The sequence below is a fragment of the Psychrobacter sp. AOP7-B1-24 genome, from assembly GCF_052376215.1.
GTDB lineage: Bacteria > Pseudomonadota > Gammaproteobacteria > Pseudomonadales > Moraxellaceae > Psychrobacter.
On record NZ_JBQSVL010000032.1, the window covers coordinates 21,980 to 33,923 of the forward strand.

The following is an 11,944-nucleotide window of genomic DNA, read 5'->3' on the forward strand; positions in this document are numbered from 1 at the left end:
TCGCTACATCAGATAATAGAGCGCCAATAAACACCTTACTTTCTATCTGTAAGGTTATCAGCTCGTAACTTCATTTGTAAATCACCTCTCTACTAATAAAATCGCCTTACTTTATAGTGGAAAACTGCTAGAATACTCCCTTACATCTGTATGTAAGTGATAGAGTCTTGAGCTATTGATTTAAGAGGATAGTATTGGTCAGTGCACTGATTCTCACGATCTTCAACAATAGATAATTATTATATCGCTTACGTCTGACAGTATTTATTTTTTAGTTTTATTATTCTATCACCCTTAAATTAGTAGGCGCTTTGTGACTGCATTAGCCAATATTCGTAACTTTTCAATCATTGCCCACATTGATCATGGCAAGTCGACACTTGCTGATCGTTTTATTCAAATGTGCGGTGCCTTGCAAGATCGTGAGATGCAGGCGCAAGTACTCGATTCTATGGATATTGAGCGTGAGCGTGGTATCACTATTAAAGCGCAATCGGTAACTTTGTTCTATGATCATCCAAATGGAGAACGCTACCAACTTAACTTTATTGATACACCAGGACACGTCGATTTTTCTTATGAAGTGTCGCGGTCATTAGCGGCTTGCGAAGGCGCGCTTTTGGTCGTTGATGCTGCGCAAGGTGTAGAAGCTCAGTCAGTGGCCAATTGTTATACAGCTGTTGATCAAGGCCTAGAAGTGATGGCAGTCTTAAATAAGATTGACTTGCCACAAGTAGAGCCTGAACGCGTTATTCAAGAGATTGAAGATATTATTGGTATTGAAGCTGTTGATGCTCCACGTGTGTCCGCAAAATCTGGTTTGGGCGTCGATAAGTTGCTAGAGGCTCTAGTAGAGTATATTCCTGCACCGACTGGTGATCGTGACGCACCACTACAAGCGTTGATTATCGATTCGTGGTTTGATAGCTATTTAGGTGTTGTTTCTTTGGTGCGCGTTCGTCAAGGTACGGTAAGAAAAGGCGATAAGATCTATATTAAGTCGACCAAAGAAGCACATCCAGTCAGTTCTATTGGTGTATTTACGCCTAAACCTGTTGATACAGGTATTTTAGAAGCGGGTGAAGTAGGGTTTGTGATTGCTGGGATCAAAGATATTGCTGGCGCGCCTGTTGGTGATACGATTACCCATGCTAAAACACCTGACGTAGAACGCATTCCTGGATTTAAGCAAATTACGCCGCAGGTTTACGCAGGTATGTTTCCAGTGGAGTCTACAGATTTCGAAAAATTCCGTGAAGCGTTGCAAAAGCTACAAATCAATGATGCGTCGTTGTTTTTTGAGCCCGATACCTCTGATGCATTAGGATTTGGTTTTCGTTGTGGGTTCTTGGGTATGCTACATATGGAGATTATCCAAGAGCGTTTAGAGCGTGAATATGACTTAGACTTAATCACCACAGCGCCTTCAGTGATCTATGAGATTGAGAAAAAGAACGGTGATGTTATTTATGTAGATAACCCCTCACACTTACCTGAGCCGAATAATATTGAAGAGTTTCGTGAGCCAATTGCACGATGTCAGATTCTAGTACCACAAGAGTACTTAGGTAATGTGATGACGCTATGCATTGAGCGTCGCGGCGTGCAGGTTGATATGCGATTTATGGGCCGACAAGTCCAGCTGATCTTTGATGTTCCGATGGGCGAAGTAGTCATGGATTTCTTTGATCGTTTAAAGTCTGTCTCACGAGGATTTGCCTCGCTTGATTATAATTTTGAGCGCTATCAAGTTGATAAATTGGTTCGAGTAGATGTGCTGATCAACGGTGAGAAAGTAGATGCGTTAGCAATGATTGTGCACGAAACCCAGTCACGTTATCGCGGTAATGCATTGGTTACTAAGATGAAAGAATTGATTCCGCGTCAAATGTTTGATGTGGCGATTCAAGCGGCTATCGGTAGCCAGATTATTGGCCGTAGCACTGTTAAAGCCATGCGCAAAGATGTACTAGCTAAGTGTTATGGTGGTGATGTTTCACGTAAGAAAAAGCTACTATCTAAGCAAAAAGCTGGTAAAAAACGCATGAAGCAAGTGGGTAGCGTGGAGATTCCACAAGAAGCCTTCTTAGCGGTACTGCAAGTAGAATAAAGAGTAGACCTTTATTAGTGCTAGTGCAAATATGATAATCATTAATATGATAGTTAATAAATGACAACCGTCAAAGCAGATCGTTAATAGGCAATTTGGTATGGATTTTGATTTTAATTTAATTTTAGTACCGTTGACCATAGGCTTGGGTATTGTTTGGCTATTCGATAAGCTGGCGTTCAAGCAGCGTAAAGCTCGTGGACGAGGTAATGAGAGTTTTCTAGTACGCTGGGCTTACGACTTTTTCCCTGTACTGGCGGTGGTATTGATTGTGCGCTCATTTTTGATTGAGCCGTTTAATATTCCGTCATCATCTATGGTGCCAACCTTGTATACGGGCGATTTTATTGCGGTTAATAAGTATGCTTATGGTGTGCGTCTACCTTTGACTTATAATAAAGTGTTAGACACTGGTGAGCCCGAACATGGCGACGTAGCAGTATTTCGTTATCCTGAAAATCCCAGTATCTACTATATAAAACGTGTCATCGGTTTGCCTGGCGATACAGTCAGTTATGATCAAGGAATATTAGCCATTAACGATGTGCCCGTCGATACACAGCCAGTAGATTTTTCAGCAGATATGGATTTGACGTCACAGCTTTATCCACCAGGAGAGATATCTCCAGGACAAGAGCTGACAGAAGAAAACGCTATAGCAATGGGTCAGCAAGAAGAAGGTGAGGCGGAGTATTTTCAAGAAACACAGGGCGAAAACAAGCATCTTGTTCGTTACTTAACAGGTATGAATAGTGCACAATATGCCCCGTTTTTACAGCAGCAATCACCAGAAGTTGTTAGCTCAGCAGGTACCGAGTGGCGCATTAGTGTGCCAGAAGGACATTATTTTGTCATGGGTGACAACCGTGACCGTAGTGCTGATGGACGATTTTGGGGATTTGTTCCCGATGAAAATTTAGCTGGCAAAGCCGTTTATATCTGGATGCATAAGCCACCAGGACTGAATTTACCAACTTTCCAACGTAATGGTACGATTGATTAGGGTTGTGAGAATTTCTATTGGTTGACTTTTCGATAATCGTTTTGTGCTAATATTGTTGCTATCTAATAACAGATGCCTAGCATCTAGGCATCTATAGTCAGAGAACGACTAAATAGCTACAGCGTTACCCTCATTAGAGGTACTACTTGTACAATCTAAAGTTGTTTAACCTGTACCTACTTTAGAGTTCTTTGGCTATATTAAAAATAGTATATTATCAGTAGAAGGATATAATAATGCAGCAATTATCTGGATTGGCCACGCAGCGTGGTGCTAGTGTGACAAGCATCATATTAATTATCATCATTTTGGGTATTACTGCTAAATTGATGGTTGCTATTGTTCTAGCTCAGATTGGTGACTATCAACTGACCAAAACCTTAAGTGCACAGCTCAAGGAAGCAAATGATAGCAAAGAGACAGCCAAACAGTTCGTTAGTCGTGTTAATAAACAGCTATCTATTGATGCCAGTTATAATACTAAGGCAGAAGATGTATTTACTTTTACTGATAAAAAAACAGGTCAGTTGGCTATTCACAAAAAGTATGAAGTAACGAATAACTTTTTTAAAAATGTTGATATCGTCAATCGTTTTGAAGGTGACATTGAAATGGCAACAGCAGAGTAATTAAGAAAGGGCTTAAAGGCCTATTAACTTTTTATAAAATTAGTCAATCAACACTATAGTCAAAACTGTTAATAGTTAGTGTAAAGCAACCAAGTTTAGATGATACTATTGTACAAAATAGTAAGGTTAACACTTTACCAATTTATAAACACTTTGACTATATGCTTAAATTCGCAAAACAGAAGGGATAACCATAAGCCACGCATGAAACCAACTTCGCAGTATTCCCAAGCGGTTCCTACTCCTCAAAAAAACAGCACGTCTATCGAAAGACCTGTTGTTAGCTCAGAATTTATTCAACGGTTAGCGGTATTAACGCGTAAGTTGGGTTATGTGTTCAAAGATTTGAGCCTGCCGAAACTGGCATTGACGCACCGCTCGTTTGATAGCAAAAAAAATTATGAGCGCTTAGAGTTTTTAGGCGATGCTTTATTAGGTATGATTGTGGGTGAGGCTTTATATCATCGCTATCCTAGCCAAAATGAAGGGCGCTTAACTCGCATGCGTGCCACACTTGTACGTCAAGAGTCACTGGTCATTATTGCTCAAAACCTAGAGCTTTCAAATCATCTTATATTAGGCGTGGGTGAGAGAAAAGGTGGTGGTCGTAATCGTGCTTCTATACTGGCTGATTCGGTAGAGTCTTTGATTGGTGCTATCTATTTAGATAGTCAAGATATGGGGGTCACAAGAGATTGTGTGCTTTCTTGGTATGGTGATTTGATTGATAATGTTAATGATCAAAAAGCATTAAAAGATGCTAAAAGCCGTCTGCAAGAGTGGCTTCAATCTAAGCAGTTTGATTTGCCACATTATGAGTTGATGGAAACACGTGGTAATGCACCGCATCAAATTTTCGTTGTACGTTGCCATGTTAATATTAATAACTGCGTAGATATTACTGAATCTGGTGAGAGTCGCCGTATCGCTGAACAAAAAGCAGCAGAATTAATGATTAACCAATTGCATAAACTACCAAACTCGGCGAAAAAACGTTCATAAGCCACATTTACTCATACGCTATCAAGACCACTTTAAGTTGATGATAGTTATTTAGTGAATATGCATAGCGTAACGTTTTAAACCTTAATTGCTTGGTTTTAGATGTCATATATTTTTATTTCAAAACTGTTAATGTCTGCCATTCAATACTGATTTCGCTTTTTAATATTGATATAACCAATAACTCATTAAGTACCTTTTAATTGGTTATAAACCTTACAGGATTTACCCTATGAGCAATCGTACTGATTTGCCATCAAATAATGAAGATAGTACCAACGATATGACTGAAAGCACAGAGTTAAATATAAACCAAGATAACGTCGAAATTACAACCAAAGACATCAATCAATCAGAAGATATCTCGTTAGAAAATAACACCGCAATTGAAGAGTTTTTTGCACCTAGCGGGCATACTGGTACGGTTGATGGTTTTAAAACTGGTTATGTTGCGATTGTGGGACGTCCAAACGTTGGTAAATCAACTTTGATGAATCACTTGTTGGGTCAAAAACTGTCCATTACGTCACGTAAACCACAAACAACTCGTCATCGTATTCATGGTATCTTGTCTAATCATGAAATGCAGGCTGTATTTGTAGACACACCAGGCATTCACCATAATGAAGTACGTGCTATTAATGAGCGTATGAATAAAGCAGCAGTATCTGCTTTGGTTGATGTTGATTTAGTGCTATTTGTGGTGGATTCAGACCAATGGCGTGACGATGATTTACTGACATTACAGAAACTTGGTGAAACAGATCTGACTGTGGTATTGGTTATTAATAAATCAGATACCTTGAAAGACAAAGGCAGTGTGTTACCGCTTATTGAAACTTTTAACGACAGTTTCGATTTTGCTGATATCGTTCCAGTATCTGCTTTAAAAAATCAAAACTTAGACCGTTTAGAAGAAGTGATTGCATCACATTTACCAGTCGCGCCACCTATCTATGATACTGAACAGATCACTGACCGCTCAGAACGGTTTTTGGCCAGTGAGATTATCCGTGAAAAAATCATGCGTAGTGCAGGTGATGAAGTGCCTTATGATTTAACCGTACAGATAGACCAATTCAAAGATGAGCCTGCGCACACCGATCCAAAAACAGGTCGTCCACGTAAAGCCTGCACATTCATTGATGCGACTATTTATGTAGAACGCAGTGGTCAAAAAGCTATTGTGATTGGTGATAAAGGTCAACGTATCAAGCAAGTGGGCATGGATGCTCGTAAAGATATGGAACAGCTTTTTGACAAAAAGATCATGCTAACGTTATGGGTAAAAGTGAAGCGTGGTTGGTCTGACGATGAGCGAGCATTGACCAGTTTGGGATATTAATTGCAGACTAGGGCGTGTCGTCAATTTAAAAGATAGTTATCTAATTGGGCTAAATCTTGCCAGACATCATGCAATAGCGGGTTAATAATCCAGTATTATCTGTATTATTTCTCTTGTTTGATGGCAGTTTATCTCATTTTTAAAATGAAGACACGACCTAGCATTCTGAAGATTTCTCTAGATGTTCGATGTTGAGGTAATAAGAAATGCGTAACGAAGCGCTAGTCGGTTATTTATTACATCAACGTCCTTATCAAGAAAAGCGCGCTTTATATTATCTGTTTTCTCAGAAACATGGTGTGGTACATGGTATTGGGAAAAAAGGCGCCCCACTGTTTATGCCGTTACAGCTTTTTGCTACGGGCAAGCGTGATTTAAAGACATTTAGTCAAATTCATATCACCTCACAAAGTGCTACTTCGATCGATATAGCAGAAGAGTACGAGACGGCTACTACTCTAGAGTCAGTCCCTTATAAGAACATCACTGGTCAAAATCAATATTCAGCACTGTATTTAAACGAAATCTTATGGCGACTTTTGCCTGCTGAATATCCTATGCCTGTATTATGGCAGTATTACCAAGATAGTCTGCACCAACTTAGACACTCTTTAAGTGCTATTGAATTACGCATTTGCTTGCGCCAATTTGAGTATTATCTGTTCAAAGAGTTGGGTTTTACTTTAACGTTCACCCACGATAGCATTCAAGATACTATTGAGCCTGAATGCTCTTATTACTTTTTACCTGATGCGGGATTCATGCCTGTTTTACAGAGTAACATTCAATCTGAAGAGTTAGGAAGTAGCACTGAAAAAACTGTCTTTATGGGTGTTGATATTATTAAAATGGCAGATTTGGGTATTACTCAAACCACTTTGAATAATTGGTCGAAGCTACATCGATATATGATTGATCATTTGCTTGATTATCAACCATTACAAAGCCGTTTACTATGGCAGCAGCAGCGACGTTACCAGTAGTTGTTAAATATGTTGCTAAACATATGATATGTCAGCTTGCTTAACTATCACATTTGGTAGGATGGTCTGCATTGAATTTTTGTTTAATATGGCCTGTTTGGCTAAATGATATAAGATACATCGCTTCATTGTAGTCAACGGTGGGGCAATATTTGATATGACCAAAGTGTCCTCGAGGTTGTCCGCTATCTCCCCAAAATTTGGTGTAATGTCGCCTAGCTCCAACTCGTAAACTGAGCTTACTGTATTTAAGGTTTAAGGTATGCTGAGCGATTAAAAAATCTACTTCATCATCAAAATGCTTATTGCTATTGTTGTCTACGAACAGCAAAAGTACTTTGTCGCTATCTCTGTGACAGCGTCCTCCGCTATCAGATAAGCATACAATGACGTCCTGTCTTCTAATGTAACTCTCCGCTTTTGCTGAAGCTAGCGAACTTGCTAACTGGATTTTAATCCGTTTTGCTTCCATTCGAGCCAACTGTGTTCGTATGATTGGCGTTGCGATAGCCACTATAACTGCTAACACTGCTGTAGTGACAATGAGCTCGACTAGCGTAAAACCTTGTTTGCCTCTAAAAGCCTTGGTTTGTCTTGACGGTTTTGTATTGTATGTTTTTCCCAAAAAAAACACGCTATAGATTCGAGTTATAAAGCTACTAAGCCTTTTACGCATGCGCTCATCGTTCATTGGTAGTAATATGAGTGAGAAACGTGTAGATAGCTTATTATAATTTGACGATATCTTATAGAGCAATGTCATGAGGTTTGATTACCTATAGTGGATAATGTTGTTCAATAAAACGATCTCGCTTTTTTCATTAGTTGGTTAAGTGTTTTGGCGATATTAGCTATCAAAAACAGTGTTTTTAATATATTGAATGTATAAAAACTATATATAAAATAATGTTGAGTGTTATAATATATACAGAATATATGTCTACTGTCAAAAATTGTTTCAATTGGTGAATGATGAGTTTTAGTAATAGAGAAAAAGTATCTACTGTATTAAAATATAACTAGGCAATAGATGTTGTTAGGTTTACTATCTATTGGAAACTAACATGCAAAAGATAAAAAGCGTAAGGTGTGTTAGTTCTAGGTAACTTCAGAGAGCTATTGTGTTTTAGTTATAACTTTATCGTGTAATAATGTGTAGCTCGTTAACGAAAAAAGTTGTAAACTTCATCTATAATCGCTAAGCTACTCCTTAATTGGTTTTGCTTTGTCACTTAAAATTCGTACAAGATGTCTATTTAAAAATGTCTTGATACATGGTTTTGCTTAACGCATCACTAAAATTATCCTTTGGAGGAAGTCCATGAAATTAAATAAAATAGCTTTAGCTTTGGTTGCAGTAGCAGCAGCACCTTTAGCCGCTAACGCTGGTGTAACTATTACTCCGTTACTATTAGGTTATCATGTTACTGACGATATCAGTGACACAGCTGATAAGCAGCGTGATGTTCTACGTACTGGTAAAGATCTATATGTAGATGCCAACGGTAACACTATCGGTGATGGTAGTCGTGGTAACAGCAACGGTGGCGTAGCTAAAGAAAGCAGCCTTTATACTGGTGCAGCTTTAGGTATCGAACTTACTCCTTCTACTCAGTTCCAAGTTGAGTACGGTGTATCAAACGCAAACGGCGAAGCTTCAGAAGATTCTGCTGATGCAGGCGTTAACCGTTTTGACGTAGAACAAACCATGCTAACTGGTAACTTCTTAATCGGTACTGAAGAATTCACTGGTTATACTGATAGTGCACTAAAGCCATATGTATTGGTTGGTGCTGGTCAGTCTAAAATCGAAGTAGAAAACCAAGAAACTTATGTTAACAGTGATGGCGATACCGTTTCTGCTGGTACTGAAGTTTCAAACTCTAAAGACACTATCGGTAACCTAGGTCTAGGTGCTATGTATCGTATCAACGATGCCCTAAGCCTACGTGGTGAAGCTCGTGCGATTCATAACTTTGATAACAACTGGTGGGAAGGCATGGCATTGGCCGGTCTAGAAGTCGTACTTGGTGGCCATTTAGCACCTACAGTAGACGTACCACCAATGGAAGAGCCAGTAGTTGAAACTACTCCTGTAGTAGTTGTTGAGTCTGATCTTGACTCTGACGGTGACGGCGTACCTGATAGCATGGATGCATGCCCAGGCACTCCAATGAACGTAGTTGTAGATGAGCGCGGTTGCCCAGTACCAGTAGATATTACTGATGAATTAAAAATGGAACTACGTGTATTCTTTGATAACGACAAATCAGCTATCAAATCTCAGTACCAACCAGAGATTGCTAAAGTAGCAGAGAAGATGCGTGAGTATCCTAACTCTACAGCACGCGTAGAAGGTCATGCTTCTAAAACTGGTCCTTCAGCACGTTATAACCAACGTCTATCTGAAGCTCGTGCCGTTGCTGTTAAATCTATGCTAACTAACGAATTCGGTATCGCTCCAAACCGTCTATCAACTGTTGGTTATGGTTATGACAACCCAATCGCGCCAAACGATACTGAAGAAGGTCGTGCTATGAACCGTCGTGTTTATGCCATCATCACTGGTGACAAAACAATGACTGTTGAACAAACTAAAGATATGGTTGTTCAGTAAGTAATAGCCAACTGGTTATGTGATATAAATATATAGTTACAAAAAAAGTCACCCATTGGGTGGCTTTTTTTTATTTATGTATTGAGAAAAGTAAGTTATTACATAAATTTATGAATCAATAATGTTATACTAGCGACCCAAACATTCTGTAAATTGACAGAATGTACATTAGCATAGCTATCTGTATGATGAATTTATCAGTATAGATACTTGATTGTATTGAAATTATTTGATTAATAGCACACACTGTGCGATTGTCTAAAAGTAAATACTCAATATCTATCTGGTTGATGATAAAGGTTTATCCAGCGGCGCTTAATGCTACTGCATTTTTTTAAGACGAAACGAGCATTTTATATGGCGAACGATATCAAACACCTGCGTAACATTGCAATTATTGCCCACGTTGACCACGGTAAAACAACTTTGGTTGATAAGTTATTACATCAGTCTGGTACTTTTGGCGACCGTGCAAACATTGCTGAACGTGCAATGGATTCAGGCGATATTGAGCAAGAACGTGGTATTACCATTTTGGCTAAAAACACAGCAATCCGCTGGACAGATACATCTTCAGAGATAGAGTATCGTATTAACATCGTTGACACCCCAGGTCACGCCGATTTTGGTGGTGAAGTTGAACGTGTCATGTCGATGGTTGATTGCGTACTGCTAGTGGTTGATGCTGTTGATGGTCCAATGCCACAAACTCGTTTCGTGACGCAAAAAGCGTTTGAGCAAGGTCTAAAGCCTATTGTTGTCATCAACAAAATTGACCGTCCTGGTTCACGTCCTGATTGGGTAATGGATCAAATTTTTGATTTGTTCGATAACTTAGGCGCAACTGATGAACAGCTTGATTTCCCAGTTGTTTATGCGTCAGCGTTGAATGGTATTGCTGGTCTAGAAGCTGATGACTTAGCTGATGATATGACGCCACTGTTCAAAACCATCGTTGATGTTGTGCAAGCGCCACAGGTTGATGCAGACGCGCCGTTTCGTATGCAAATCTCAAGCCTTGACTATAACAGCTTTGTTGGGGTTATCGGTATTGGCCGTATTCAACGTGGTAAAGTTAAACTGAACACACAAGTAACTGTCATTGATAAGCATGGCAGTACGCGTAATGGCCGTATTTTAAAAATAATGGGCTACCACGGTCTTGATCGTATTGATGTTGAAGATGCACAGGCTGGTGATATCGTTTGTATCACTGGTATTGATGCACTTAATATCTCAGATACAATTTGTGATCCAGCTAATGTTGAAGCATTACCAGCACTAACGGTTGATGAGCCTACAGTTTCAATGAACTTCCAAGTAAACAATTCACCATTTGCTGGTCGTGATGGTAAGTTTGTGACCTCACGTAACATTCGTGAGCGTCTTGAGCGTGAATTGATTCATAACGTGGCACTACGTGTAGAAGACACAGAGTCTCCTGATAAATTTAAAGTATCAGGCCGTGGTGAGCTTCACTTATCTGTACTTATCGAAAACATGCGTCGTGAAGGTTTTGAAATGGGTGTTTCAGGCCCAGAAGTTATTGTCAAAGAAGTGGATGGCAAACTACAAGAGCCGTATGAAAACGTTGTCTTTGATATCGAAGAAGAGCATCAAGGTTCTATCATGGAGCAAGTTGGTCTGCGTAAAGGCGAAATGACTAACATGGAACTTGATGGTAAAGGTCGTATGCGTATTGAAGCGACTATCCCTGCACGTGGTTTGATCGGTTTCCGTTCTGAATTCTTAACCTTAACTTCAGGTTCAGGAATTATGACATCAAGCTTCTCACATTACGGTCCACAGAAGATTGGTGATGTTGGTGGCCGTACTAATGGTGTACTTGTCTCTATGGCGAAAGGTGTTTGCCTAGGCTTTGCACTATTCAATCTACAAAAACGTGGTAAGCTGTTTGCTGAGCCACAGCTTGAAGTATACGAGGGTATGATTGTTGGTCTAAACTCTCGTAGCGACGATATGACGGTTAACCCAACTACTGCTAAGCAGTTGACTAACGTCCGTGCTAGTGGTACTGATGAAGCATTGACATTGACTCCAGCAGTGAAGTTTACGCTTGAGCAAGCACTTGAATTTATTCAAGATGATGAGTTGGTTGAGGTAACACCTAAAGCGATTCGTATCCGTAAACGTTACTTGACTGAAAGTGAGCGTAAGCGTCATGGTCGTGGTAAAAAAGGTGCTTAATATACCCATTCGATTTTAGTGAATTAATAAAAAAGGCTAACACAATC

9 protein-coding genes are annotated in these 11,944 nt (G+C 39.5%); 8 read left to right on the forward strand and 1 reads right to left on the reverse strand.

Annotated elements, in window-relative coordinates; genetic code table 11:
- Positions 1–313: 313 nt before the first annotated feature.
- The 6 genes from lepA to recO all read left to right on the forward strand — a co-directional run bounded on the left by lepA (position 314) and on the right by recO (position 7,072).
- Complete coding sequence (gene lepA, locus ACT3QP_RS08275; RefSeq protein ID WP_444525137.1) at positions 314–2,110, forward strand: translation elongation factor 4; 1,797 nt, start codon at positions 314–316, stop codon at positions 2,108–2,110.
- A gap of 100 nt (positions 2,111–2,210) precedes the next feature.
- Positions 2,211–3,113 (forward strand): signal peptidase I, encoded by a 903-nt coding sequence (gene lepB, locus ACT3QP_RS08280; RefSeq protein WP_444525138.1) that lies wholly within the window; start codon positions 2,211–2,213, stop codon positions 3,111–3,113.
- 236 nt (positions 3,114–3,349) lie between these two features.
- Complete coding sequence (locus ACT3QP_RS08285; protein ID WP_444525139.1) at positions 3,350–3,742, forward strand: DUF4845 domain-containing protein; 393 nt, start codon at positions 3,350–3,352, stop codon at positions 3,740–3,742.
- Positions 3,743–3,946: 204 nt separating this feature from the next.
- Positions 3,947–4,744, forward strand: coding sequence for a ribonuclease III (gene rnc / locus ACT3QP_RS08290; protein ID WP_444525140.1), 798 nt, complete (start codon positions 3,947–3,949; stop codon positions 4,742–4,744).
- A 232-nt stretch (positions 4,745–4,976) separates the two neighbouring features.
- On the forward strand, positions 4,977–6,089 hold the full coding sequence (gene era / locus ACT3QP_RS08295) for a GTPase Era (protein WP_444525141.1): 1,113 nt from the start codon (positions 4,977–4,979) through the stop codon (positions 6,087–6,089).
- 206 nt (positions 6,090–6,295) lie between these two features.
- On the forward strand, positions 6,296–7,072 hold the full coding sequence (recO, locus tag ACT3QP_RS08300) for a DNA repair protein RecO (protein ID WP_444525142.1): 777 nt from the start codon (positions 6,296–6,298) through the stop codon (positions 7,070–7,072).
- Between the two features lie 40 nt (positions 7,073–7,112).
- Here the strand turns inward: recO and ACT3QP_RS08305 are convergent, their stop codons facing one another.
- Entirely contained in the window at positions 7,113–7,697 is a 585-nt protein-coding gene (locus tag ACT3QP_RS08305; protein WP_444518500.1) for a pilus assembly FimT family protein, read from the reverse strand.
- Positions 7,698–8,393: 696 nt separating this feature from the next.
- Here ACT3QP_RS08305 and ACT3QP_RS08310 point away from each other — a divergent pair.
- Positions 8,394–9,689 carry an OmpA family protein gene (locus ACT3QP_RS08310; protein WP_444518501.1) on the forward strand — a complete coding sequence of 432 codons (1,296 nt, stop codon included), beginning with the start codon at positions 8,394–8,396 and terminating at the stop codon, positions 9,687–9,689.
- Between the two features lie 357 nt (positions 9,690–10,046).
- Positions 10,047–11,897, forward strand: coding sequence for a translational GTPase TypA (gene typA, locus ACT3QP_RS08315; protein WP_444518502.1), 1,851 nt, complete (start codon positions 10,047–10,049; stop codon positions 11,895–11,897).
- Positions 11,898–11,944 lie beyond the last annotated feature (47 nt).

What these genes read in the sequence shown, in the direction of transcription:
- rnc (WP_444525140.1), top strand. Translation starts at nt 3,947, where the DNA reads ATGAAACCAACTTCGCAGTATTCCCAAGCGGTTCCTACTCCTCAAAAA.
- ACT3QP_RS08310 (WP_444518501.1), top strand. Translation starts at nt 8,394, where the DNA reads ATGAAATTAAATAAAATAGCTTTAGCTTTGGTTGCAGTAGCAGCAGCA.
- recO (WP_444525142.1), top strand. Translation starts at nt 6,296, where the DNA reads ATGCGTAACGAAGCGCTAGTCGGTTATTTATTACATCAACGTCCTTAT.
- typA (WP_444518502.1), top strand. Translation starts at nt 10,047, where the DNA reads ATGGCGAACGATATCAAACACCTGCGTAACATTGCAATTATTGCCCAC.
- ACT3QP_RS08285 (WP_444525139.1), top strand. Translation starts at nt 3,350, where the DNA reads ATGCAGCAATTATCTGGATTGGCCACGCAGCGTGGTGCTAGTGTGACA.
- era (WP_444525141.1), top strand. Translation starts at nt 4,977, where the DNA reads ATGAGCAATCGTACTGATTTGCCATCAAATAATGAAGATAGTACCAAC.
- lepB (WP_444525138.1), top strand. Translation starts at nt 2,211, where the DNA reads ATGGATTTTGATTTTAATTTAATTTTAGTACCGTTGACCATAGGCTTG.